Below are 23718 nucleotides of genomic sequence, written 5' to 3'. Positions count from 1 at the left end.
TGCGCGGCCTGCGGTACCCGTCACATCGGGGTGGAACTCCGTACCATGCGGTCGAGAGGGTGCGATCATTCGTCGGACCCGGATCTATCCGAGAAAGTGGTACGTGTGAGTTCTACGACCCCGTCGAACCCCCAGCACAGGAAACCCGCCGCCGCCGCGAAAGCGCGGCGGTGGCGCATCGTCGGCAACCTCGCGCTCGCCCTGGTAGCCGTTCTGGTGCTCGTGCCGGCGCTGATGTTCGCGGTGGCGTACATATCGACGGACGTGCCCCGCCCGTCGGACATGAAGACCAACCAGGTCGCGACCGTCCTCGCCGCGGACGGTACCACCGAGCTGAGCCGGATCGTGCCACCCGAGGGCAACCGTGTCGAGGTCGATCTGGCAGAGATCCCGGAGCATGTACGCAACGCCGTGCTCTCGGCCGAGGACCGCAACTTCTACAGCAACCCGGGCTTCTCGGTGAGCGGATTCGCCCGCGCGGCCCGCGACAACGTGCTCGGCAAGGAGACCGCCGGCGGCGGGTCCACCATCACCCAGCAGTACGTGAAGAACGTGCTCGTCGGCGCCGACCGGACCGTCACCCGCAAGATGCGGGAACTGGTGATCTCGACCAAGATGGCCAGGCAGTGGTCCAAGGACGAGATCCTGCAGGCATACCTGAACACCATCTACTTCGGCCGCGGCGCCTACGGCATCGCCGCCGCCGCGCAGGCGTATTTCGGCAAGCCGGTCGGTGAGCTGTCGGTCGCCGAGGGTGCCGTGCTCGCCGGGGTGATCCAGACCCCGTCGGCGCTCGACCCCGAGTTCAACCGGCCGGCGATCGAGGCGCGCTGGAACTACGTACTCGACGGCATGGTCGAGATGGGCGAGCTCGACACCGCCGAACGCGACGTGCAGGAGTTCCCCCCGACGGTGCCGGCTGCCCAGGCGACGCAGGCCGATGCTGCCACCGGCCCGGAGGGGTTGCTGCGTACCCAGGTGATCCGCGAGCTCGAGGCGGCGGGCATCAGCGGCCAGGTGCTCAGCACCGAGGGCCTGCAGATCACGACGACCATCGATCCGCGGGCGCAGCAGGCGGCGATCGATTCGGCGCGCGAGACTCTCGAGGGGGAACCGGCGAACCTGCGCACGGCCGTGGTGTCGATCGATCCGCGCTCCGGCGCGGTGCGGGCGTACTACGGCGGTGAGGAAGGGGCCGGGTTCGATTTCGCGCAGGCCCCGGTGCAGACCGGTTCGGCGTTCAAGGTGTTCGGTCTCGTCGCGGCGCTGAAGGACGGCATCGGCCTCAACGCCCGGTTCAGCAGCGCCCCGTTGACCGTCGGCAATCTCGAGATCGGCAACGTCGAGGGCGAATCGTGCGGGGTGTGCACCATCGCCGAGGCGCTGAAGCGGTCGCTGAACACCAGCTTCTACCGGTTGATGATGGCGATGGAGGACGGGCCGCAGAAGATCGCCGACGCCGCCCACGAGGCCGGCATCCCGCTCGAGATTCCCGGCGTCGACGGCCCCACGCTCAGCCACAACGGCGGCGCGCCGGAGGGTGGCATCGTGCTGGGTCAGTACCAGTCGCGGGTGATCGACATGGCGTCGGCATACGCCACGCTCGCCGCCTCGGGGACCTACCACCAGCCCTACTTCGTGCAGCGCGTCGTCAACGCCGAGGGTGAGGTGCTGCTGGACCGGCCCGCGTCTCCGGGCGAGCAGCGCCTCGATCCGGCCGTCGCGGACAACGTCACGCAGGCCATGCAGCCGATCGCCGCGTACTCGCGCGGACATGCGCTCGCCGGCGGGCGGCCGTCGGCGGCCAAGACCGGTACCACCCAGCTCGGCGACACCGGCCTGAACAAGGATGCCTGGATGGTCGGGTACACCCCGTCGCTGTCCACGGCAGTGTGGGTCGGCACGCCGGACGGCACCGCCATCACCAACAGCTGGGGCGGGTCGATCTACGGTTCGATGCTGCCGTCGGACATCTGGAAGGGCACGATGGACGGTGCCCTCGAGGGCACCGAGGTCGAGAGCTTCCCGTGGCCCGATCCGATCGGCGGGCAGGCAGGCGTGCCGGTCGACACCGGGGTCACGGCGCCGTCGAACAACGTCCCCGCCCCGGTGCAGCTACCCCAGCTGCAGCTGCCGGAGCTGCCGCCGATCACGATCCCGGCACCTCCGGTGGAACTGCCACCGCAGATCCAGGTGCCGCAGCAGATCGAGGTGCTGCCGGGCGTGACGATCCAGATCCCGGGGTAGGCGCTGCCGTCGTGCGTGTGGGCGGCACCGCCGCCGTAGGTGTGGGCGGCACCGCCGCCGTGGCATCGTCGCGGACCCACTCTGATCCCGCACGCCGCCACGGCTGCGCGGCGGCCTCGAAGGTGGCGAACGCCTGCGCTGCCGTGAGTTTCCCCGCGGTGATCGGACCGAACAGGCCGACGATCCCCCACGCGAGGAACTGCACCGCGGGATCGAGCGCCGCGTCGTCCGCCCCGCGGGGTGCACCCAGGTAACGGGTGAGGACCTCGTGGACCATGTGGGCGGTGGCGCGCACGAGCACGGCGTCGCTGCGTCGGCCGGCCAGGGCCGCATACACCCGCGGGTACTCCTCGCACAGGTCGAACACGGTGCGCACCGGCTCCCACGGCGACGACCGTCCCCGGGCGCGTTCCTCGACGGCCCGCTGCATGTATTCGGTGCAGCTCACCACCAGCAGGTCGTCCTTGTCGCGGAAGTGATGGTAGAACGTCGAGCGGCCCACGTCGGCGTGGTCGAGGATGTCCTGGACCGAGACGCGGTCGTATCCCTTCTCGGTGAGCAGCTCGATCAGCGCGCGGTGCAATTCGGTGCGGGTCCGCCGGACACGGCGGTCCTGGTGGGGAGGCACGGGTTCTCCTGCGATCGTCGGCGTTACCGGACATTGTGCGCCCGAGTGTGCCGAACCGGACGCTTTCCGGGGTTTCGCTCCTGGTGCCGTGCCACCGTCGCCTCCACCATGGAGCCATGACACACAACGAATTCCGGCAACGCCCCGAAGTACACGACGATGCGCCGGGGGTGCTGATCACCCGGGTCCGCGGGTACGCCGCGTTCAACGCGGTCTTATTCGCCGGGCGACGTTCGCGGGTCGACGCCGCGGCGGCGGACCTGCTCGACCTGCAGCTCGGCCAGCGAGTCCTCGACATCGGTTGCGGACCAGGTGATTTCGCCCGGGTGCTGGCGGCGCGGGTCGGTCCCACGGGCCGTGTGGTGGGCGTGGACCCGTCACGGCCGATGATCGATCATGCGACCGCCCGGGCGGGGACCGTGCCGCAGTGCGAGTTCCGCGTCGGGACGGCGCAGGACCTCGACGATCCGGACGAGTCGTTCGACGCGGTGACCGCGACGTTCTCGATGCACCACATTCCCGAGGATCGGCGCGACCACGCGCTGGCCCAGTTCTTCCGTGTACTCCGCCCCGGCGGCCGGTTGCTGCTCGCGGACATGTTCCCCACCGACCGGGTCCGCCCGTTCGCGGTGCGGGTGCTGGCCCGTGCGATGGGGCACCGGCACGGCGGGGCCGACGCCTCGGACGTGGCCCGCGACCCGATCGCCGCCGTCGACGTCCGTCGCTACGCCGGCGCTCTGCGCAGTACCGGATTCGGCGAGCCGGTCTTCCATCGGATCAGGCCGTCGACCGGCTGTCTGATCGCCGTCAAGCCCGCTCCTCGCGGATGAGCCGCACGGCGTGGTCGACGACGTCGCCGACCGTCACGGACGGCTCGTCGAGCCGGTCGATCGCCATGGACTCGACCAGCGACCACCACCCCCGGATCCGTATCCGCGTCATCGGGGTCGGCTCGACACCGATCGCCGCGACGGTGCGTTCGACCATCGTGTTCCGCATATTCTCGTGGATGGCCCGGATCTGCGGATCGGTGCCGAATCCACCGTGGAAGAACGCCTGATAGTGCCGGCCGTGCCGATCGATGAACGCCACGAACGGCTGCACGACGGCGCGCAGCGGGTCGGCGTCGTCGGGATCGGGGACGGCGGCCCGCAGCAGGCGCCGCGCGGCGGCGGCGACCACCGCGACGTAGTAGTCCTGCTTGGTGGGGAAGTAGCGGAACAGCAGGCCGCGGGAGATGCCGGCGATCTCGGCGACCCGGTCGACGGACAGGGCGTGGATCGGGCGGGTGGCGAGCTCCTGCAGGCCGATGGCGACGAGCTGGCGTTTGCGTTCCTCCGGAGGAAGGCGCCGCCGCTTCTCGGTGCTCACAGGTGTGGTCCCTCCCTCTTGATGGTGTGCTGCGCACCCGGCTAGTCTAACTAAGCATTGCTCAGTTAGAGCTACGGAGGCCTCATGGATTTCGGTCAGTCGGAACGCTCGCGCGACTACCTCGAGCGGTTGCGCCACTTCGTTGCCACCGAGGTGGTGCCCGTCGAGGAGAAGCTGCGGCGCGAACGGGTCGCCCCCTTCGCGGCACGCGGCGACTCCTCGGGTGACGCGACGTGGTCGGTACCCGAGGAGTTCCGCGACCTGCAGCGCAAGGCCCGCGCCCAGGGCCTGTGGAACCTCTTCCTCCCCGACGCCGACCTCGGAGCGGGACTGACGAACGTCGAGTACGCCTCCCTCGCGGAGGAGATGGGCCGCTCCCCGTTCCGGTCGTCGATCTTCAACTGCGACGCCCCGGACACCGGCAACATGGAGGTGCTGTACCACTACGGCAGCCCCGAACAGAAGGAACGCTGGCTGCGCCCCCTGCTCGACGGCGAGATCCGCTCGGCGTTCTGCATGACCGAACCCGGTGTCGCCTCCTCCGATGCGACGAACATGGCCGCCACCGCCGTCGTCGAGGGCGACGAGGTGGTGCTCAACGGACGTAAGTGGTGGAGCACGGGCATCGGCAGCCCCGACTGCAAGATCCTGATCTTCATGGGTCTCACCGATCCCCAGGCGCCCAAGCATCAGCAGCACTCGATGGTGCTGGTGCCGATCGACACCCCGGGGGTGAAGGTCGAACGGATGCTGTCCACCATGGGCTTCTACGACGAGCCCGGCGGCCACGGCGAGGTGTCGTTCACCGACGTGCGCCTGCCGCTCGACGCGATCATCGCCGGACCCGGCCGCGGATTCGAAATCGCCCAGGGCCGGCTCGGTCCCGGCCGCGTCCACCACTGCATGCGCCTGATCGGGCTCGCCGAACACGCCCTCGAACTCGCCTGCCGGCGCGGTCTCGACCGCGTCGCGTTCGGCAAGCCCCTGGTCAACCTCGGCGGCAACCGCGAACGCATCGCCGACGCCCGCATCGCGATCAACCAGCTGCGGCTGCTCGTGCTGCGCACCGCCTGGCTGCTCGACACCCAGGGCCTGGCCGGCGCGCGCTCCGCCGTCTCCGAGATCAAGGTCGCCACCCCGCGCGTCGTGCAGCAGGTGGTCGACTTCGCCATCCAGATCCACGGCGGCGCCGGACTTTCGGACGATTTCCCGCTCGCCGGTGCCTGGACGGCCGCGCGGGCACTGCGCCTGGCCGACGGTCCCGACGAGGTGCACCAGGGGCTGGTGGCGCGCTTCGAACTCGGCAAGTACACCAACCCGGAGGGTCGCAAGTGACAATTCCCGACAACGCCCGCGCCGTCCGCGACGAGGACGCGTTCGACGTCGCGGCCGTCGCGGCCTGGCTCGGCGAGCACGCCGGCATCACCGGACTCCCGGAGGTGCACCAGTTCTCCGGTGGCGCATCGAATCTCACATACCTGCTGCGTTACCCCGACCGGGACCTCGTGCTGCGCCGGCCGCCGGTGGGGGCCAAGCCGTCCTCCGGTCACGACATGGTCCGCGAGTACCGCATCCAGTCGCTCCTCGCGCCCGCCTACCGGTACGTGCCGCGCATGGTGGGCCTGTGCACCGACCACAGCGTGCTCGGCAGCGACTTCTACGTGATGGAACGGGTACCGGGGACGATCCTGCGGGCGAACCCCCCGGCCGAACTCGACCTGACCCCCGAGCGCACCCGCACCCTGTGCCTGCGGATCGTCGACCTGCTCGTCGAGCTGCACGGCGTCGATCCCGCGGCCACGGGGCTGAGCGAATTCAGCCGCGGCTCCGGATACGTCGCGCGCCAGGTGTCGGGCTGGACTGCGCGCTTCGAGAAGGCGCGCACCGAGAACGTTCCGGACTTCGCCCGGGTCACGAAGTGGCTGAACGACACCCAGCCCGCCGACGTGGCCTCGGCCGTCATCCACGGCGACTTCCGGCTCGACAACGTAGTGCTCGACGAGAACGACCCGCTGCAGCCCGTCGCGGTGCTGGACTGGGAACTGGCCACCGTCGGCGATCCGCTGATGGACCTCGGTTCCTCCCTCGCCTACTGGGTGCAGGCCGACGACGATCCGATGCTGCTCGCCACCAAGCGGCAGCCGTCGGATCTGCCGGGCATGCTCACCCGACGCGAGATCGTCGACTACTACTCGAGCAAGACCGGTCTGGCCGTTGACAACTGGGGCTTCTACGAGGTCTTCGGCCTGTTCCGGCTGGCGGTGATCGCGCAGCAGATCTACTACCGCTACCACCACGGGCAGACCACCAACCCGGCATTCAAGGACTTCTGGGTGATCGTGGGCTATCTGGACTCGCGGTGCAACAAGCTGATCGACGACATCGAGGCGGGACGAGCATGAGCACGCGGCAGAACATCCTCATCACCGGGGCGAGCTCGGGCCTCGGCGCCGGCATGGCCCGCGAGTTCGCCGCGCGGGGGCGCAACCTCGCCCTCGCGGCGCGACGGACCGAGCGGCTCGAGGAGTTGCGCGACGAACTGCTCGCGCAGCATCCGGGCATCACCGTCGCGGTGCGGCGGCTCGACGTCGACCGGCACGAGGACGTGTTCACCGTCTTCCGGGAGTTCGACGACGAGCTCGGCGGCCTCGACCGCGTCGTCGTCAATGCGGGCCTGGGCAAGGGGCAGCCCTTGGGCACGGGCTACTTCCGTGCCAATGCGCAGACGGCAAACACCAATTTCCTCGGTGCGCTGGCGCAGAGCGAGGCGGCCCTCGAACTCATGCGCCCCCGCAATGCCGGTCACGTGGTGCTGATCTCGTCGGTGAGTGCGGTGCGCGGGATGCCGCGCAATCTCACGACGTACGCGGCGTCGAAGGCTGCCGTCGCAGCGCTCGGGGAGGGAATGCGTGCGGACCTGGCGCGCACGGGCATCCGGGTGAGCACGATCTTCCCGGGGTTCATCCGCTCGGAGATCAACGAGAAAGTGAAGAACGTGCCCTTCATCGTCGACACCGAGACCGGTTGCCGCGCACTGGCGGCCGCGATCGAGAAGGAACCGCACAAGGCGTACGTCCCGGCCTGGCCGTGGACACCGATCGCCTACGCGATGAAGGTACTGCCGCTGTCCGTCGTCAGCCGGATGGTCTGACGACGCCGCGTGTGTGGCCGAATGTCACATTCGGTCGATCTAATCGACGCGATGTGACATTCGGCCACCACCACCACCGTTACTACCACTACCACCCGCGAGGGGTGTTGTGACGCTAGGGATCAGGCGTCGGCGCCGATGATGAAGGCCTCGAGCTCGGCGCGGGCCTTGTCGTCGGCCATCTGGACCGGCGGGGACTTCATCAGGTAGGCGGACGCCGGCAGGACGGGGCCGCCGATGCCGCGGTCCTTGGCGATCTTCGCGGCGCGGATCGCGTCGATGATGATGCCGGCCGAGTTGGGCGAGTCCCACACCTCGAGCTTGTACTCGAGGTTCAGCGGCACGTCGCCGAAGGCGCGGCCCTCGAGGCGGACGTATGCCCACTTGCGGTCGTCGAGCCAGCCGACGTGGTCGGACGGGCCGATGTGGACGTCGTTGGCGCCCATCTCCTTCTTGAGGTTGGAGGTGACGGCCTGGGTCTTGGAGATCTTCTTCGACTCGAGGCGCTCACGCTCGAGCATGTTCTTGAAGTCCATGTTGCCGCCGACGTTGAGCTGCATGGTGCGGTCGAGTTGCACGCCGCGGTCCTCGAACAGCTTCGCCATCACGCGGTGGGTGATGGTGGCGCCGACCTGCGACTTGATGTCGTCGCCGACGATCGGGACGCCGGCCTCGGTGAACTTGGCGGCCCACTCCGGGTCGGAGGCGATGAACACGGGCAGCGCGTTGACGAACGCGACACCGGCGTCGATGCAGCACTGGGCGTAGAACTTGTCGGCCTCTTCGGACCCGACGGGGAGGTAGGACACGAGCACGTCGACCTCCGCGTCCTTCAGCGCCTGGACGACGTCCACGGGCTCGGCCTCGGAGAGCTCGATGGTCTCGGCGTAGTACTTGCCGATGCCGTCGAGGGTGTGGCCACGCTGGACGGTGACGCCGCTCGGCGGAACGTCGGCGATCTTGATGGTGTTGTTCTCGCTGGCGAAGATCGCCTCGGAGAGGTCGAAGCCGACCTTCTTCGCGTCCACGTCGAACGCGGCGACGAACTGGACGTCGCGCACGTGGTACGAGCCGAACTCGACGTGCATCAGGCCGGGAACGGTGGTGTTCGCTTCCGCGTCCTTGTAGTACTCGACGCCCTGGACCAGGGACGAGGCACAGTTCCCCACGCCTACAATGGCCACGCGCACCGAGGTGCTGTTCTCACCCATGGTCGGGTTCTCCTTCTTTGTTGCGTTGTGCTGTCGACTGCTCGGCGGCGATCAGTTCGTTGAGCCAGCGGACCTCGCGCTCACTGGACTCGAGGCCGAGCTGATGAAGCTGACGGGTGTAGCGATCCAACGTCCCGCTGGCCCGTCCGATTGCGTCGCGGAGCCCTTCCCTGCGCTCCTCGACCTGGCGGCGCCTGCCCTCGAGGATCCGCATCCGCGCCTCGGCGGGGGTGCGGCTGAAGAAGGCGAGGTGCACGCCGAAACCGTCGTCGGTGTAGTTCTGCGGCCCGGTGTCGGCCACCAGCTCGGAGAAGCGCTTGCGGCCCTCCGGGGTGAGCTGGTACACGCGACGGGCTCGTCGCTTGACGGTGCCGGGTGGTCCCGAGTCCTCCTCGATGAGTCCGTCGGCCTGCATCCGTCGCAGCGTCGGATAGAGGGAACCGTAGGAGAAGGCGCGGAACGCGCCGAGCAGCCCGGTCAGTCGTTTGCGGAGCTCGTAGCCGTGCATGGGCGACTCGAGGAGCAGCCCGAGAATTGCCAGCTCGAGCAAGAGGCCTCCTCCACCGTGTCGTCGAACTATCCGAGTGATGCGATCACCGATTATATCGCACCGATATATAGGACGATAACTGACAGAAGTTCATGTGACAACGGGTATCGGTAAGAATGTCAGGGTTCGAAGTCGAGCTGACCGTCCGCGTAGGCGGTGTCGAGACGACCGCAGGCCTGCGCCCGGTCGGTGTCGTGTGCCCGCGTTCGAGGCGTGTGTCGGCTCACCACCCGGGCAGCCTGGAACGTCCGATATGTGCGTGTCGCACAGTCACGCGGCCCACACCCCGCCCACCCGCGTGCCGTCCGCACGTACTCTGGACCCGTGCGGATACAGCGGCAGGTGGTGGACTACGCGCTGCAGCGCAGGTCGCTGCTCGCTCAGGTCTACTCGGGGCGGACCGGCGTCTCGGAGGTGTGCGACGCCAGCCCCTACCTGCTCCGCGCCGCCAAGTTCCACGGTCGGGGCAGTGACGTGGTCTGCCCGATCTGCCGCAAGGAGCAGCTGACACTCGTGTCGTGGGTGTTCGGCGACAAGCTCGGCCCGGTGTCCGGGTCGGCCCGTACCGCGGAGGAACTGGTCCGCCTGGCCGCCAGCCAGGATGAGTTCTCCGTCCACGTGGTCGAGGTGTGCCGCACGTGCAGCTGGAACCACCTCGTCCAGTCGTATGTCCTGGGGGCGGAGCCCGCTCCGAAGCGGCCCCGCCGCAGGTCGACCGGCCAGAGCCGCCGCACCGCGAGCGAGTGAGCCGTGCGCGACCCCTGCTGAACCGCCCCGTCCCCGGTGAAGTCCCCGGGCGACACCGCACTGCCCGAACACTGCACTGCCCGAACACTGCACTGCCCGAACGCGCGCTGCCCGACGAGACCGAAGTCTGCAGACGTGAAACGAGGACGCGTGCCGCGCGTCCGCGCTACCGGTTGGAGATGAGTACGTGAGTTCCCCCCACAACGACCCGCAGGGCGAACGGCCGATGCCGCCGCACGGGAACGGACCGGCCGGTCCCCCGCCGCCGCGGCGACCGGGACCTGTGGGGGGTCCCCCACCGCAGCGCGGTCCCGGCGGCCCGCCGCCCGGCGAACGGCGGATGCCCCCGCCGCAGGGACGCCCGTACCCGCCGCAGCCGCCGCGCCCCCAGCAGGGCGGCCCGCGGCCCCAGCCGTATCCGCCGCAGCAACGTCCCCAGCAGCAGTACGGGGCCGCAGGGATGCCGTCGCCGGACGCTCGCGGGCCGCGACCGCAGCAACCGCCGGCCGACCGGACTCGGCAGCTTCCACCGCAGAACCGGCCGCCGGTGCAGAACCGCAACCCTCAGCAGCCGCCCGACCGGCCCGCCGGCGCGCCCCCCGGCGGGCGCCCGCCGACCCCGCCCCCGACCGCACGTGGCGGGGGTGACGAGCCGCCGCGTGGTCCGGGCGACCCCAAGTCGACGCGCTGGCGCACCGTGCGGCGCGTCGGCTACGTAGCCGTGGCCCTGGCCCTGGTGCTGCCGATCCTCGCGTTCATGCTGGCCTACGTCGTCCAGGAGGTGCCGCGTCCCGGTGACCTGAAGACCAATCAGGTCGCCACGGTCTTCGCTTCCGACGGTTCGACCGTCATCACCAAGGTGGTGCCCCCCGAGGGCAACCGCACCGAGGTGCGCCTCGACGAGATCCCCGAGCACGTCCGCAACGCCGTACTCGCCGCCGAGGATCGCGACTTCTACAGCAACCCCGGATTCTCGGTCAGCGGCTTCGCCCGCGCGGCCCGCGACAACATCCTCGGCCGGGAGAGCGCCGGCGGTGGCTCGACCATCACCCAGCAGTACGTGAAGACGGCGCTGGTCGGCTCCGAGCGCACCTTGACCCGCAAGATGAAGGAACTCGTCCTCGCGTCCAAGATGGCCAACCAGTGGTCCAAGGACGACATCCTCGCCGCCTACCTGAACACCATCTACTTCGGGCGCGGCGCGTACGGTATCGCTGCTGCCTCGACGGCGTACTTCGGCAAGCCCGTCGGCGAGCTCACTGTCGAGGAGGGTGCCGTGCTCGCCTCCTCCATCCAGCTGCCGTCGCTGCTGGATCCGGAGACCAACCCCGAGGGCGCCCAGGCGCGCTGGAAATACGTCCTCGACGGGATGGTGACCGCCGGCACCCTCGACGAGGCCGACCGGGCCTCGATGCAGTATCCGCGGTACGTGCCGCTGGCCGAGGTCGACAACGGCGGACAGTCCAACGGACCGGAGGGCCTGCTACGCAACCAGGTGCTCCGGGAGCTCTCCGAAGAAGGCATCGACGAGAACCTCCTGAACACCGAGGGACTCCAGATCACCACCACGATCGACCCGCAGGCGCAGGAGGCCGCGCTCGACGCGGTGCGTACGAACATGGAGGGTGAGCCGGAGGAGCTGCGCACCGCAGTCGTGTCCGTCGACCCGCGCAGCGGCGCCGTCCGCGCCTACTACGGCGGCGACAACGGCGGTGGCTTCGACTTCGCCCAGTCCGGTCTGCAGACCGGTTCGTCGTTCAAGGTGTTCGGCCTGGCCGCCAACCTCGACCAGGGCAACCCGCTGTCCGCGATGTACGACAGCGGACCGCTCACCGTCAACGGCATCTCGATCGGCAACGTCGAGGGCGAGAACTGCGGCACCTGCACCATCGCCGAGGCGCTGAAGCGGTCGCTCAACACCAGCTTCTACCGGATGATGCTCGAGATGGACAACGGCCCGCAGGCCATCGCCGACATGGCGCACCAGCTCGGCATCCCCGAGGAGATCCCCGGCGTCGGCGAGACCCTCACCGAGCCGGGTGGCGCCGGCCCCAACTACGGCATCGTGCTCGGCCAGTACCAGTCCCGCGTGATCGACATGGCGTCGGCGTACGCGACGCTCGCTGCCTCCGGCACCTACCACGAGCCCTACTTCGTGCAGAAGGTCGTCACCGCCGACGGCACCGTGCTGCTCGACCGCGGCACCCCGGCCGGGGAACAGCGGGTCGACGAGGCCGTCGCCGACAACACCACCGCCGCGATGATGCCGATCGCCGCGTACTCCAACGGACACGCCCTCGCCGGCGGCCGCCCGTCCGCCGCCAAGACCGGCACCGCGCAGCTCGGCGACACCGGCTCGAACAAGGACGCCTGGATGGTGGGTTACACGCCGTCGCTGTCGACGGCCGTGTGGGTCGGCACCGAACAGGGCCTGCCCTTGGAGAACAGCTGGGGCGGCATGATCTACGGGTCCGGCCTGCCGTCGGACATCTGGAAGGACACGATGGACGGTGCCCTCCAAGGCACGGACGTCGAGAAGTTCCCGACTCCCGAACCGATCGCCGGACAGGCCGGCGTGCCGGCGTACTCGGCGCCCGCGCCGCCGAGGACCACGACGCAGACCCCGACGACGACCGAGCGGACGACGCCGGAGCTGCCCACGCCGCCGGAGATCACGACCCGCAACGTCGAGATCCTCCCGGGCGTGACCATTCCCATGCCGGGTGTGGCGCCGCAGACCACCACCCGGCAGGTGCCCACCCCGGCCCCCACCACAGAGGCGGACACGCCGGGCTTCGGGACGCAGGACGAGTCGACCGGCGCCGGCGGAGAAGGGCAGTCCGGCAACAGCCGCTTCCAGGAGGACCCCGTCGGCGCCACACCCGGCGGGTAGCCTCGCGGGGTGACCGAGAAGAGAGAGCTCGCGTCGCCGGGTCCGCTCGTCGCCGACCGCCGCTCCGCGGACTGGCGCGACGCACCCGGATGGACCGACCCGACGGTGTCGCGTCTGTCCACCGCCATCGGCGGCCCCGTCGGGCGGTACGCGCTGCTCGGACGCACCCGGTTCTTCACGCCGCTGCGCGCGCTGCTGCTCCTGGCGGTGGTGTTCCTCGCTCTCGGCTGGTTCACCAAGGCGGCCTGCATCCAGCAGGGGCCGGTGGGTGAGAACGGCGTGCTCGGGCTGGACTGGAGCGGCAACCGGCAGTACGTCGCCATGTGTTACTCCGACGTCGTGCCGCTCTACGGCGCCGAACGTCTCAGTGCCGGCGCCTTCCCGTACAAGACGTCGTGGGAGGAACCCGGGCCGGACGGGCAGACCCAGGTCCGGTACATGGAGTATCCGGTCCTCGCCGGCCTCTACCAGTACGTCTCGATGCGGACCGCGAAGGCCTGGGACGCCGCGTCGTGGCTTCCGGGCGGCCTGCAGGTGGCGATCTACTTCGACATCGTCGCCGTCGGTCTCGCCGCGGCCTGGCTCGTCACCGTGTGGGCCACCGCGCTCTCCGCCGGCCGGCGAATCTGGGACGCGGCGCTCGTCGCCGCCTCACCGCTGGTCGTCGTGCACGCATTCACCAACTTCGACGCCCTCGCCACCGCCTTCGCGGCCGGCGGGCTGCTGGCCTGGGCGCGGCGGCGGCCGGTGCTCGCCGGGGTGCTGCTCGGACTCGGTGCCGCCACCAAGCTGTACCCGCTGCTGCTGTTCGGGCCGCTGCTGCTGCTGTGCCTGCGCACCGGGAAGCTGCGGGCGCTGGGACAGGCGGCCGGTGCCGCGGCGGCCGCCTGGCTCGCCGTGAACCTGCCGATCATGATCCTCTACCCGCGCGGCTGGGCCGAGTTCTTCCGGCTCAACACCGAACGCGGTGCGGACCCCGATTCGATCTACAACGTCGCGCGGTCACTGACCGGGTGGTCCGGCTGGGACACTTCCACGCTGAACTCGGTGTCGCTGCTGCTGTTCGCCGTGGCCTGCGCCGGCATCGCGTGGCTCGCGTGGACGGCTCCGCGCCGCCCCCGTCTCGCCCAGTTGTGCTTCCTGGTGGTCGCCGCGTTCCTGCTCACCAACAAGGTGTGGAGTCCCCAGTACTCGCTGTGGCTGGTGCCGCTGGCCGTACTGGCTCTGCCGCACCGGCGGATCCTGCTGGCGTGGATGACGATCGACGCCCTCGTCTGGGTGCCGCGTATGTACTTCTATCTCGGTGCCGAGAACAAGGGCCTGCCCGAGCAGTGGTTCACGACGACCGTGCTGCTGCGCGACCTCGCGGTCGTGGCGCTGTGCGCGCTCGTCGTCCGGCAGATTCTCCGTCCGGACGAAGATCTCGTGCGCTACGGCTTCGTCGACGATCCCGTCGGCGGTGTGCTCGACCACGCCCCCGACGCTCCCCCTCGGTGGGTACCGGGCCGTCTCCGGCCCGGCGCCCGGCGGAAATCGCCCCCCGAATCGTCCGATCCACGAACACCCGCGTCGAGCGCCGCGCTGTAGTCCAGAGCCGCGCGCGACGGTGCTTCCCGCGCGCGTAAGAACATGCGCAGGAGGAACTTCCGCGCGCGAGCGCGCGTCCGCGCTCTACACGCGCAGCGCGTCGAAGGGCGCGACGGGGAGATTGCGGACGACGAACCAGCCCAGCACCGCCCACAGCACGATCTGCGGCGCCCACCGCCACTGGTACCACTGGACGATCCGCCGGCCACGGACCCGGCCGGCCGTCCACACGACGAACGACAACCCCAGCAGGAGCACCGCGACCACACCGAGGGCGTTGTAGCGCAGCGCTGCCGGAACATCGAGGTGCACCATCGAATACAGCATTCGCGACGAGCCGCACCCGGGGCACCAGATGCCGAACAGCGCGCGGGTCGGGCACGGCGGAATCGGGCCGCCCGGCGTCGTCGGATCCGCCCACGCGACGGCCGCGCACACGCACACCGACACGGCCGCCACCCCGACGGGAGCGGCGAGCCGGGCGGTGAGCGTCTGCACGGCCGGGTGCCTCAGTAACTCGACGACGAGACCGCCGCGGCGATGACGACGATGTAGAAGACGACGATCACCGCCCATACCGCGACGCTTGCCACCACCGACCAGATCGCCCACTTCTTCGCGTCTTCGGCCGATCGGCGCGCGGCATCGAACTGGCCCTGCGCCCAGAGGGAATTGACCTGGCTCGCCTTGATGATCGAGACGACGCCGAGCGGCAGGCAGCACAGGATCGTGGTGAGAATGCCCCACACCAGGTTGTTGTCGGGCGGTGGCCCGAACTGCGGCCCCGGGTAGTACCCGTAGCCGCCCGGCGGGGGATACCCGCCCGGATTGTTCGGCGGGTACTGCGGATAGTCACTCATCTTCGTCCTCGATCACCCCGTCGGGATCTCGGCCTGTTCCGAGTCCCCCCGCGCGGAAGGGTAGACCAGCCTCGGTGCTGCCGCACCCACGACGACCGCATCGGCTGCCCGGCCGGGACGTGTTCAGCGGCGTTCCCCGCTCATCACCGGCATCCGGGGTTGCTCCTCGTCGGGTGGGGTCGGGCCGGGCCGGCGCAGCGGTGCGCCGGCGAACACGAAGAACAGCACGACGAGCAGCGCGGCCCGGCCCCACACCCCGACGAGGGTGAGCAGCAGCGGGATCGTGGTGTCGCTGTGGGTCATGGTCGCGTCGAACCACAGGAACACCCCGATCCCGATGGCGAGGTCCACGGTGAGGTACGAGACGATCAGCGGCCAGCGCACCCGCAACAGCACCAGGAACGGCAGCAACCACAGGGTGTACTGCGGCGAATGCACCTTGTGCAGCAGCAGGAATCCGCACAGCATCGCGGCGCCGACCGCGACCCACGGGTAGCTGCCGTCGCGGCGGTACCGCCGCCACCCCAGCCACAGCGCCAGCGCGAAGGCGGCGCAGATCGACAACGGCGAGACGACGGAGACGATGTCGTTGTACTCGGCCGTGACCTCGGTGTCCTGGTAGCCGCCGACCAGCGGCCGCAGCCCCCAGTACCAGATCGAGTTGCTCGTGGCATCGGCCGCACGGTTGCCCTGGAACTCGAACGATGCCCGCCACCCCGGATACCCGAGCAGCGCGAACGGCAGGTTCACGGCGATCACCGTGGCCGCCGCTGCGGCGCCCACCGTCACCGCGCCCCGCACGTCGCGCCGGGGTCGAGGTTCGTCCCCGCCGGTGAGGACGTACGCGATCAACGGCAGCACGAAGATGCCGGGATACACCTTGAGGCAGAACCCGATCGCGAGCAGGACGGCCGCGGCCACCGCACGGGTGCGCAGGGACCAGCGTCGCACCCCGAGCACGGCGACGGCCCCGACGGTGGTCGCGACGACGGGCAGGTCCCAGTTGAGGAAGCCGTACAGCACCAGCGGCGGCGTGACCGACCAGAGCAGCGCGGCCCATCCGGCCAGCCGGCCGAGGAGCCACGCGACGAGCAGGCCGAACGGGGCCAGCAGCAGCGCGGAGTGCAGGAGGAACTCGGCGTCGGTGTGGGCACGCAGGGCCCCGACCCACATGAGGATTCCGCTGAGCACCGGGTACTCGACGGTGCCGCCCGTGAGCACGCCGTCGCGCGTGATCCCGCCGTCGAGGAACGGGAACAGGTGCAGGTTGATGCCGCGCCCGATCCACAACTGCTGGATGTCGGAGTAGCAGACCGTGGCGTCCTTGACCGCGTCGAACCGCACGCTGCGGCCCTGCGGGTCGAACGGCGGCCCGGCACAGCGGGCCTTGTTCAGGTAGCCGAGCCACATGGCGAGCGCGCACGTCACGACGGCGACGAGCGCGGGCGTCCGGGAACTCGTGCGCATGTTCTTCACCCTAGGCCAATTTCGCTGGTCAAGGGCGCGTCGTGTAGCCTGCATGGGTTGCTGACGCAACGACCCTCCTGTCACGGACCGTCCGTGACCGCCCATAGTCCATAGGAGGTGATGAGGTCTTATGCGTCATTACGAACTGATGGTCATTCTCGACCCCAGCCTGGACGAGCGCACTGTCGCCCCGTCGCTGGATACGTTCCTCAACGTCGTTCGCCAGGACGGCGGCAAGATCGACAAGGTCGACGTGTGGGGTAAGCGTCGTCTCGCGTACGAGATCGCCAAGCACAGCGAAGGCATCTACGCGGTGATCGACATCAGCGCTACGCCCGCCACTGTCGCGGAGCTGGATCGTCAGCTCGGCCTGAACGAGTCGGTGCTCCGCACCAAGGTTCTGCGCCACGGCAAGTGAGTCTGTCGGCGTCCGGCCGTAGGCTCGGGCGCATCAGGACTCCACACACAGCAGGAGGAACCACATGGCAGGCGACACCGTCATCACCGTCATCGGCAATCTGACGGCTGATCCCGAGCTGCGTTTCACCCCGGCGGGGGCCGCGGTCGCGAACTTCACCGTCGCGTCCACGCCCCGCATCTTCGACCGTCAGTCCAACGAGTGGAAAGACGGCGAGGCGCTGTTCCTGCGCTGCAACATCTGGCGTGAGGCAGCGGAGAACGTGGCCGAGAGCTTGACCCGTGGCTCGCGCGTGATCGTGCAGGGCCGGCTCAAGCAGCGCAGCTACGAGACGCGTGAAGGCGAGAAGCGCACTGTCGTGGAGCTCGAGGTCGACGAGATCGGCCCCTCGCTCCGCTACGCGACGGCCAAGGTCAACAAGGCCAGCCGTGGCGGAGGCGGTGGCGGGGGCGGCTTCGGTGGTTCCTCCGGAGGATCGGGCGGGGCCCGTGCGGGCGCGAGCACCGGCGGGGACGACCCGTGGGGCAGCGCTCCGGCGACGGGCTCCTTCGGCGGGGACGACGAGCCGCCGTTCTGATCCGACCTTCGATCGGAACATTCGGAAAGTACGGAGAAAGACCATGCCTAAGGCGCCCGCGCGCGAAAAGGTTTTGAAGAAGAAGGTCTGCACCTTCTGCAAGGAAAAGAACGTGCAGATCGACTACAAGGACACGACGTTGCTGCGCAAGTACGTCAGCGACCGCGGCAAGATCCGCGCCCGTCGTGTCACGGGCAACTGCGTGCAGCACCAGCGCGACGTTGCCATCGCTGTGAAGAACTCGCGTGAGGTGGCCCTGCTTCCTTACGTCTCGACGGCTCGCTAAGGAAAGGGAGGGACACACGATGAAGCTCATTCTCACTGCCGACGTGGACAACCTCGGTGCGCCTGGCGACACCGTCGAGGTCAAGGACGGCTACGGCCGCAACTACCTGCTGCCCCGCGGCCTGGCGATCGTCGCCACCCGTGGTGCCCAGAAGCAGGTCGAGGGCATCCGCCGGGCCCAGGAGGCTCGTGCGGTGCGCGGTCTCGATCACGCCAAGGAGCTCAAGGCCGCGATCGAGGGCCTCGAGAACGTCACCCTGGCTGTGAAGACCGCCGGCGACTCGGGCAAGCTGTTCGGCTCGGTCACCGCAGCGGACGTTGCCGGAGCCGTCAAGGCCGCCGGCGGCCCCGTCGTCGACAAGCGCATCATCGAGCTGCCCAAGGCGCACATCAAGTCGACCGGCAAGCACACCGTGATCGTGAAGCTGCACCCGGACGTGACCGCGAAGTTCGATCTGAACGTCGTGGCCGCCTGATTCCGGTTCTCGAAGAGCCCTGCGCCCCCGGTGCAGGGCTCTTCGTCGTCTGTCCACAGGGCCTGTGGATAACTCGGCAAGGGTACCGGTAGGTTTGTGACCTGCGGCATAGCGACGCGGGTGTCGGAACCGGGTAACACGCCCGGAAACGCATCCGACGCGACACGCCGAGCGGGTTGTTCTCCACACTTGTGAAACGCGATTTGTGCCCTCTGAACAGCATCGATGCGAAGTGTGAGATGTGTTGTCCCCAGGTTGTCCCCAGGAGGTGCACAAGGCCGTCCTCCCGTTTCCACAATTCATCCACAGATGTGTGCACAGGCGGATTTGGACGGGGCGTTCCCAGTGCCTAACGTCGAGCGCGCGCGTCCGAAGGACGTGTCGGTGGGGCCGGGTAGAAGTGGTGACGAGCGCGGGTGGACAGGGCCTGTCCCCCGCGAAGGTGCCGAGACGGGGAAGGACGGCGTCGCGTGGCTGTAGTGGACGATCGGGGCCATTCCGAGTACCCGGGACCGCCGGAGGAGCCGGCGGGCGACTTCGGCCGCCAGCCCCCGCAGGACATGGTCGCAGAGCAGTCGGTGCTCGGGGGGATGCTGCTCAGCAAGGACGCCATCGCCGACGTGCTCGAAGTGCTGCGGCCCGGCGACTTCTACCGTCCCGCCCACCAGGCGGTGTACGACTCGATCCTCGATCTCTACAGCCGTGGTGAGCCGGCCGACCCCGTCACGGTGTCGGCAGAACTCGACCGGCGCGGAGAGCTCCGCCGCATCGGTGGCGCCGCCTACCTGGTGACGCTGACCCAGACCGTGCCCACCGCCGCGAACGCGAGCTACTACGCCGAGATCGTCGCCGAGAAGGCCATCCTGCGCCGCCTCGTCGAGGCCGGCACCCGCATCGTCCAGTACGGGTACGCCGGCTCCGAGGGGCAGGACGTCGCCGAGGTCGTCGACCGCGCCCAGGCCGAGATCTTCGAGGTCTCCGAGCGCCGCACCTCCGAGGACTTCGTCCCGCTCGAAGAGCTGCTGCAGCCCACCATGGACGAGATCGACTCGATCGCCAGCCGCGGCGGCATCTCCCTCGGCGTGCCCACCGGGTTCGCCGAGCTCGACGAGATCACCAACGGTCTCCACGCCGGGCAGATGATCATCGTCGCCGCCCGCCCGGGCGTCGGCAAGGCGCTTGCCCTCGACACTCCCCTGCCCACGCCCGGCGGCTGGACGACCATGGGCGAGGTCGCAGTCGGCGACGAACTTCTCGACGCCCACGGCCGTCCCACCCGGGTGCTGGCCGCCACCGAGGTGCTGCACGGCCGCCCCTGCTTCGAGGTGGAGTTCTCCGACGGCACGGTCCTCGTCGCCGACGAGCAGCACCAGTGGCTCACCTCCGACGGCGGCCCGTCGCGCGTGCGCACCACCGGGGAGCTCGCGGCCTCGCTCTCCGCCGGCCACATCGTCGGCAACGTCGCTCCGCTGCACCTGCCCGTCGCCGAGCTGCCCGTCGCCCCGTTCACGCTCGGCGCCTGGCTCGGTGGTCCGTCGGCCGATCCCCACGTGCACATGCGGGTGCAGGGCGAGGGCGGATTCGCCGAGGAACTCATGACGCTCGGCGCGCACATCCCCGGTGCCTACCAGCGGGCGTCGGAACAGCAGCGGCGCGAACTGCTCGCCGGTCTGCTCGACGCCGGTGGCCACGTCGAGGACGACGGCACCGTGCGATTCGAATCGGACTGCGCCCGCCTGCGGGCCGACGTCGCCGAGCTGCTGGTCGGCCTCGGCTACACCTGCACCGCCACCGGATCGGCGGTGCAATTCGCCACCGACGACGACGTGTTCGTCCTCCCCAGCAAGGCCAAGGCGCACAAGCAGACCCGCACGACGGTGCCGCGGCAGCGTCGCATCGTCGCCGTCCGTCCGGTCGAGTCCGTGCCGGTGCGGTGCGTCGAGGTCGACGGCGAGCACCTGTATCTCGCCGGGCGGTCGATGGTGCCCACCCACAACTCCACGCTCGGCATGGACTTCCTGCGGTCCTGCTCGGTCAAGCACGGCATGGCTTCTGTCATGTTCTCCCTCGAGATGGGCAAGACCGAGATCGTCATGCGGCTGCTCTCCGCCGAGGCGAAGATCAAGCTCGGCGACATGCGTTCGGGCCGGATGACCGACGACGACTGGACGCGCCTCGCCCGGCGGATGAGCGAGATCAGCGAAGCGCCCCTGTTCATCGACGACTCCCCCAACCTGACGATGATGGAGATCCGCGCAAAAGCGCGGCGCCTCAAGCAGAAACACGACATCCGGCTGATCGTCGTCGACTACCTGCAGCTGATGACCTCCGGTAAGAAGGTCGAGTCCCGTCAGCAGGAGGTCTCCGAATTCTCCCGTAGCCTCAAGCTTCTCGCGAAGGAACTCGAGGTCCCGGTGGTCGCGATCTGTCAGCTCAACCGCGGTCCCGAGCAACGCACCGACAAGAAGCCCATGGTCTCCGACCTTCGAGAGTCGGGATGCCTCACTGCGAGCACCCGCGTCCTGCGCGCGGACAACGGCTGCGAGGTCACCCTCGGTGAGTTGCTCGCCAGTGGGGAACAGCCCGTCGTCTGGTCGCTGGACGAACGCATGCGCATGGTTGCGCGCCCGATGACCAAGGTGTTCCCGAGCGGACGCAAGGAGGTGTTCCGGCTGACGCTCGACTCCGGTCGTCAGGTGGAGGCCACCGCGAACCATCCCTTCCTCACCGTCGACGGGTGGATTCCTCTCGGCGAGCTCACGGTCGGCGAGCGGGTCGCGGCGCCCCGCGCCGTTCCTGCTCCCCTGGCCACGCACGCCGTCTCCGAGGACGACGTCGTCGCGCTGGCCGAGCGCGCCGTCGCCGAAAGCTCTGTTCCGCCTCAGGCGTTCGCGCTGCCGAAGGAACAGATCGCCGCGCTCGTGTGCCACCTGTGGGAGGGCAACGGGGTCGTCGCGTGGGACGGAGCCCGGGGGCGGGCCGATGTCCGGTATCCGTCCGCAGACCGGTGCCTCGCCGACGACCTGGCCCGTCTGCTCCTGCGAATCGGCGTTTTCGCTCGGATCGTTGCAGCCGAAACAGATTGGGATGTCGTCGTCACCGGCCCGGAGAATCAGGCCGTCTTCCTGCACGACGTGGGCGCCCACGGCACTGCCGCGCAGTGGGTGCTCGCGCAGCTCGGCCCGAAGCTCGTACGTCACGACGCCGACACCGTGACTCCCGACGTCGAGGCGACGCTGGGCCGGCTCCTCGCTGTCGAGGAACTCGCTCCCAGCGAGCTCGTCGCGGCCGCGGCTTCGCGGTCCGCTGGGGGTTCACGGTCGAGTCTGGCTCAGGTGGCAGGCGTCCTCGACACCGCCGACATCGAAATGCTCGCCACCAACAATGTGTACTGGGACGAGATCGTCTCCATCGCCAGCCTCGGCGAGCAGGACGTGTACGACGGGACCGTCCCGGGCACACACAACTTCGTTGCCGATGGCATCTCGGTGCATAACAGTCTCGAGCAGGACGCCGACATGGTGATTCTGCTGCACCGGCCCGACGCATTCGAACGTGACGACCCGCGTGGCGGTGAGGCGGATCTGATCCTCGGCAAGCACCGTAATGGTCCGACGGCCACGATCACCGTCGCGCACCAGCTGCACCTGTCGCGCTTCGTGGACATGGCGCGGGGCTGAGGGTCCGCCGCGCGGCCTTGGCGACGTCCGACGGCGTTCGCGCACCGATTCGGAACTTGCCCGTGCAATTCACGCGGCAAATTCCGAATCGGTGGGCAAGTTCGGAGCGCTACCGCACCGGCCGGCTCGTCGACAGTGCGACGGCGCCGAGTACGCCGACGGCGGCGAAGGCGTAGAAGCCCCACGGGTAGGCGATGCCGGCCTGCAGGAGCGCGCCGCCGAGGATCGGACCGCAGATGGCGCCGATGCGGCCCACGCCGGCGGACCAGCCGAGCGCCGTGGCGCGTGCCTCGGCCGGGTAGGCCGCGCTGGTGAAGGCGTAGACGAGCACCTGGGAACTGAAGACGAAGCAGCCGGCAAGGAATACCAGCACGTAGACGCCGTAGGCGAGGTTGATGCTGAGCGTCGCGAGGAACAGCGCGGCGAGGGTGAACCACACGAGGCCCGCGGTGCGGGCGCCGATCCGGTCGGCGACGCGGCCGGCGACCAGCAGGCCCGCGACGGCACCGGCGTTGAGCACGAGCAGCAGCGACAGCGACGCTCCGAGGTCGTATCCGGCTTCTCGCATGATCGTCGGCAGCCAGGTGTTGAGGCCGTACACCAGGAGCAGCCCCATGAAGGAAGTGACCCAGATGGACACGCTGGTGCGCAGCAACTGCGGCGAGAACAGGGCCCGCACCGGCGACGCCGGCTTCGCGGTGGCCGGGGTGTGGTCGGCATCCGACGGCACGACATCCGTGGACGGAAGTCCGTAGTCGGCCGCGATGCGCTCGGCTTCGTCGTGCCGGCCTCGCGCGGACAGGTACGCAGGCGACTCGGGCAGGTAGCGGAACATCAGGGGGACGAGAACGAACGCCGGCAGCGTGCCCGCGACGAACATCGCACGCCACCCGGAGCTCTCCAGCAGGACGAGAGCGAGCAGGGCCGTCGCAACGGCGCCGACGTGGTAGCCGGTCATGACGGTGGTCGACGCGGATCCCTTTTTACCGGGCGCGAATTCGGCGACGATCGCCAACGCGGTGGGCAGTGCCCCGCCGAGGCCGAGGCCCGCGAGGAAGCGCAGGACGCCGAGCATCTCCGGTGACGTCGCGAACGCACATGCGAGCGTCAGTACCGAGAAGGCGGTGACGGAGAAGATGAGGGTGCGTCGCCGGCCGAGGACGTCGGTCAGGGTGCCGATAGCCAGGGCTCCGAGTGTCATGCCGACCAGGCCGGCGGTCGAGATGACCGTGAGGCTGCCGGCGTCGACGTCCCAATCCGGGTAGTCCAGCAGCGCCGGGTTCACCGCACCGAGAACGACGAGGTCGAAGCCGTCGAGGAGTACCGCGACCCAGCACAGCGCGATGACGAGTCGCGCGGAGCGGGTCGTGTGTCGGGCCGCCTCGGTGGCGGTCCCGTCCGAGCTTGTTCGCATAGTGCACACCTGTTCGTAACCGAGTGATCGTTCGGATTGTGACTGTGTGCACTGCGGTACGTCAACTCCCCTGCGAGACAAGCTCGATCGGGAAAAATGATCAGGCAGAAGCTATTTCACTCAGTGAAAACGACCATTGTGTCGGCGGTCCCGAGG

Annotated in this window: 22 protein-coding genes; 13 read left to right on the top strand and 9 right to left on the bottom strand. The window is 69.2% G+C overall.

Annotation, left to right across the window (positions count from 1 at the left end):
* Window positions 1–45 precede the first annotated feature (45 nt).
* Complete coding sequence (locus AC2IPW_RS24600) at window positions 46–2247, top strand: transglycosylase domain-containing protein (protein ID WP_450120909.1); 2202 nt, start codon at window positions 46–48, stop codon at window positions 2245–2247.
* Here AC2IPW_RS24600 and AC2IPW_RS24595 read toward each other — a convergent pair.
* Window positions 2150–2875: a TetR/AcrR family transcriptional regulator gene (locus AC2IPW_RS24595; protein ID WP_486375911.1), complete on the bottom strand. Its 726-nt coding sequence runs from the start codon at window positions 2873–2875 to the stop codon at window positions 2150–2152. The genes AC2IPW_RS24600 and AC2IPW_RS24595 overlap by 98 nt on opposite strands.
* 116 nt (window positions 2876–2991) lie before the next feature.
* Between AC2IPW_RS24595 and AC2IPW_RS24590 the strand changes: the two genes are divergently transcribed.
* Window positions 2992–3705 (top strand): class I SAM-dependent methyltransferase, encoded by a 714-nt coding sequence (locus tag AC2IPW_RS24590; protein ID WP_486375910.1) that lies wholly within the window; start codon window positions 2992–2994, stop codon window positions 3703–3705.
* On the opposite strand, the gene AC2IPW_RS24585 is transcribed toward AC2IPW_RS24590, so the two are convergent.
* On the bottom strand, window positions 3683–4246 hold the full coding sequence (locus AC2IPW_RS24585) for a TetR/AcrR family transcriptional regulator (protein ID WP_486375909.1): 564 nt from the start codon (window positions 4244–4246) through the stop codon (window positions 3683–3685). The two genes, AC2IPW_RS24590 and AC2IPW_RS24585, sit on opposite strands and share 23 nt — an antisense overlap.
* Before the next feature lie 84 nt (window positions 4247–4330).
* On the opposite strand from AC2IPW_RS24585, the gene AC2IPW_RS24580 reads away from it, so the two are divergent.
* From AC2IPW_RS24580 to AC2IPW_RS24570, 3 genes are read left to right on the top strand one after another with little or no spacing between them, the layout of a single operon-like run.
* Window positions 4331–5581 carry an acyl-CoA dehydrogenase family protein gene (locus AC2IPW_RS24580; RefSeq protein WP_486375908.1) on the top strand — a complete coding sequence of 417 codons (1251 nt, stop codon included), beginning with the start codon at window positions 4331–4333 and terminating at the stop codon, window positions 5579–5581.
* Window positions 5578–6648 (top strand): phosphotransferase family protein, encoded by a 1071-nt coding sequence (locus tag AC2IPW_RS24575; protein WP_003934941.1) that lies wholly within the window; start codon window positions 5578–5580, stop codon window positions 6646–6648. The genes AC2IPW_RS24580 and AC2IPW_RS24575 overlap by 4 nt, the downstream gene beginning before the upstream one ends.
* The gene (locus AC2IPW_RS24570) at window positions 6645–7397 is read left to right on the top strand and encodes an SDR family oxidoreductase (RefSeq protein WP_289381461.1); all 753 of its coding nucleotides are present in this window, start codon (window positions 6645–6647) and stop codon (window positions 7395–7397) included. Before AC2IPW_RS24575 ends, AC2IPW_RS24570 begins: the two co-directional genes overlap by 4 nt.
* 122 nt (window positions 7398–7519) lie before the next feature.
* On the opposite strand, the gene AC2IPW_RS24565 is transcribed toward AC2IPW_RS24570, so the two are convergent.
* The 3 genes from AC2IPW_RS24565 to AC2IPW_RS24555 all read right to left on the bottom strand — a co-directional run bounded on the left by AC2IPW_RS24565 (window position 7520) and on the right by AC2IPW_RS24555 (window position 9388).
* Window positions 7520–8608, bottom strand: coding sequence for an inositol-3-phosphate synthase (locus AC2IPW_RS24565; RefSeq protein WP_003934938.1), 1089 nt, complete (start codon window positions 8606–8608; stop codon window positions 7520–7522).
* On the bottom strand, window positions 8601–9158 hold the full coding sequence (locus AC2IPW_RS24560) for a PadR family transcriptional regulator (RefSeq protein WP_003934937.1): 558 nt from the start codon (window positions 9156–9158) through the stop codon (window positions 8601–8603). The genes AC2IPW_RS24565 and AC2IPW_RS24560 overlap by 8 nt, the downstream gene beginning before the upstream one ends.
* A gap of 119 nt (window positions 9159–9277) precedes the next feature.
* Window positions 9278–9388, bottom strand: coding sequence for a DUF1707 domain-containing protein (locus tag AC2IPW_RS24555; protein WP_486375907.1), 111 nt, complete (start codon window positions 9386–9388; stop codon window positions 9278–9280).
* A 94-nt stretch (window positions 9389–9482) separates the two neighbouring features.
* On the opposite strand from AC2IPW_RS24555, the gene AC2IPW_RS24550 reads away from it, so the two are divergent.
* The 3 genes from AC2IPW_RS24550 to AC2IPW_RS24540 all read left to right on the top strand — a co-directional run bounded on the left by AC2IPW_RS24550 (window position 9483) and on the right by AC2IPW_RS24540 (window position 14385).
* Entirely contained in the window at window positions 9483–9905 is a 423-nt protein-coding gene (locus tag AC2IPW_RS24550) for a DUF5318 domain-containing protein (protein WP_486375906.1), read from the top strand.
* Between the two features lie 340 nt (window positions 9906–10245).
* Window positions 10246–12798 carry a transglycosylase domain-containing protein gene (locus AC2IPW_RS24545; protein ID WP_486375905.1) on the top strand — a complete coding sequence of 851 codons (2553 nt, stop codon included), beginning with the start codon at window positions 10246–10248 and terminating at the stop codon, window positions 12796–12798.
* 9 nt (window positions 12799–12807) lie between these two features.
* On the top strand, window positions 12808–14385 hold the full coding sequence (locus AC2IPW_RS24540) for a glycosyltransferase family 87 protein (protein ID WP_486375904.1): 1578 nt from the start codon (window positions 12808–12810) through the stop codon (window positions 14383–14385).
* An 84-nt stretch (window positions 14386–14469) separates the two neighbouring features.
* Here the strand turns inward: AC2IPW_RS24540 and AC2IPW_RS24535 are convergent, their stop codons facing one another.
* The 3 genes from AC2IPW_RS24535 to AC2IPW_RS24525 all read right to left on the bottom strand — a co-directional run bounded on the left by AC2IPW_RS24535 (window position 14470) and on the right by AC2IPW_RS24525 (window position 16712).
* Complete coding sequence (locus AC2IPW_RS24535) at window positions 14470–14883, bottom strand: DUF2752 domain-containing protein (protein WP_486375903.1); 414 nt, start codon at window positions 14881–14883, stop codon at window positions 14470–14472.
* Between the two features lie 11 nt (window positions 14884–14894).
* Entirely contained in the window at window positions 14895–15245 is a 351-nt protein-coding gene (locus AC2IPW_RS24530) for a CD225/dispanin family protein (protein WP_486375902.1), read from the bottom strand.
* Between the two features lie 123 nt (window positions 15246–15368).
* Complete coding sequence (locus AC2IPW_RS24525) at window positions 15369–16712, bottom strand: glycosyltransferase 87 family protein (protein WP_486375901.1); 1344 nt, start codon at window positions 16710–16712, stop codon at window positions 15369–15371.
* Between the two features lie 130 nt (window positions 16713–16842).
* On the opposite strand from AC2IPW_RS24525, the gene rpsF reads away from it, so the two are divergent.
* The 5 genes from rpsF (at window position 16843) to dnaB (ending at window position 22148) form a co-directional block, all read left to right on the top strand.
* The gene (rpsF, locus tag AC2IPW_RS24520) at window positions 16843–17130 is read left to right on the top strand and encodes a 30S ribosomal protein S6 (protein ID WP_003938619.1); all 288 of its coding nucleotides are present in this window, start codon (window positions 16843–16845) and stop codon (window positions 17128–17130) included.
* A gap of 64 nt (window positions 17131–17194) precedes the next feature.
* Window positions 17195–17707, top strand: a complete 513-nt coding sequence (locus AC2IPW_RS24515; protein ID WP_486375900.1) for a single-stranded DNA-binding protein — start codon at window positions 17195–17197, stop codon at window positions 17705–17707.
* Window positions 17708–17750: 43 nt separating this feature from the next.
* Window positions 17751–17993, top strand: a complete 243-nt coding sequence (gene rpsR, locus AC2IPW_RS24510; protein ID WP_003938621.1) for a 30S ribosomal protein S18 — start codon at window positions 17751–17753, stop codon at window positions 17991–17993.
* 19 nt (window positions 17994–18012) lie between these two features.
* Entirely contained in the window at window positions 18013–18468 is a 456-nt protein-coding gene (gene rplI, locus AC2IPW_RS24505; protein ID WP_003938622.1) for a 50S ribosomal protein L9, read from the top strand.
* A gap of 470 nt (window positions 18469–18938) precedes the next feature.
* Entirely contained in the window at window positions 18939–22148 is a 3210-nt protein-coding gene (gene dnaB / locus AC2IPW_RS24500; RefSeq protein WP_486375899.1) for a replicative DNA helicase, read from the top strand.
* 109 nt (window positions 22149–22257) lie between these two features.
* On the opposite strand, the gene AC2IPW_RS24495 is transcribed toward dnaB, so the two are convergent.
* A complete protein-coding gene (locus AC2IPW_RS24495; RefSeq protein WP_054371797.1) occupies window positions 22258–23562 on the bottom strand; it encodes an MFS transporter in 1305 nt (434 codons plus the stop codon).
* Window positions 23563–23718 lie beyond the last annotated feature (156 nt).

The sequence above is a fragment of the Rhodococcus sp. NS-SX18 genome, assembly GCF_057367935.1.
The sequence above is the reverse complement of the archived record's forward strand: the minus strand, read 5'-3'. Positions and strand labels throughout refer to the sequence as shown.

Bases quoted from the DNA above. Each gene is read 5' to 3' on its own strand.
- AC2IPW_RS24530 (WP_486375902.1), bottom strand. From the start codon at position 15,245: ATGAGTGACTATCCGCAGTACCCGCCGAACAATCCGGGCGGGTATCCC.
- AC2IPW_RS24590 (WP_486375910.1), top strand. From the start codon at position 2,992: ATGACACACAACGAATTCCGGCAACGCCCCGAAGTACACGACGATGCG.
- AC2IPW_RS24525 (WP_486375901.1), bottom strand. From the start codon at position 16,712: ATGCGCACGAGTTCCCGGACGCCCGCGCTCGTCGCCGTCGTGACGTGC.
- AC2IPW_RS24570 (WP_289381461.1), top strand. From the start codon at position 6,645: ATGAGCACGCGGCAGAACATCCTCATCACCGGGGCGAGCTCGGGCCTC.
- AC2IPW_RS24580 (WP_486375908.1), top strand. From the start codon at position 4,331: ATGGATTTCGGTCAGTCGGAACGCTCGCGCGACTACCTCGAGCGGTTG.
- rpsR (WP_003938621.1), top strand. From the start codon at position 17,751: ATGCCTAAGGCGCCCGCGCGCGAAAAGGTTTTGAAGAAGAAGGTCTGC.
- AC2IPW_RS24495 (WP_054371797.1), bottom strand. From the start codon at position 23,562: ATGCGAACAAGCTCGGACGGGACCGCCACCGAGGCGGCCCGACACACG.
- rpsF (WP_003938619.1), top strand. From the start codon at position 16,843: ATGCGTCATTACGAACTGATGGTCATTCTCGACCCCAGCCTGGACGAG.
- AC2IPW_RS24600 (WP_450120909.1), top strand. From the start codon at position 46: ATGCGGTCGAGAGGGTGCGATCATTCGTCGGACCCGGATCTATCCGAG.
- AC2IPW_RS24515 (WP_486375900.1), top strand. From the start codon at position 17,195: ATGGCAGGCGACACCGTCATCACCGTCATCGGCAATCTGACGGCTGAT.
- rplI (WP_003938622.1), top strand. From the start codon at position 18,013: ATGAAGCTCATTCTCACTGCCGACGTGGACAACCTCGGTGCGCCTGGC.
- AC2IPW_RS24565 (WP_003934938.1), bottom strand. From the start codon at position 8,608: ATGGGTGAGAACAGCACCTCGGTGCGCGTGGCCATTGTAGGCGTGGGG.
- AC2IPW_RS24545 (WP_486375905.1), top strand. From the start codon at position 10,246: ATGCCCCCGCCGCAGGGACGCCCGTACCCGCCGCAGCCGCCGCGCCCC.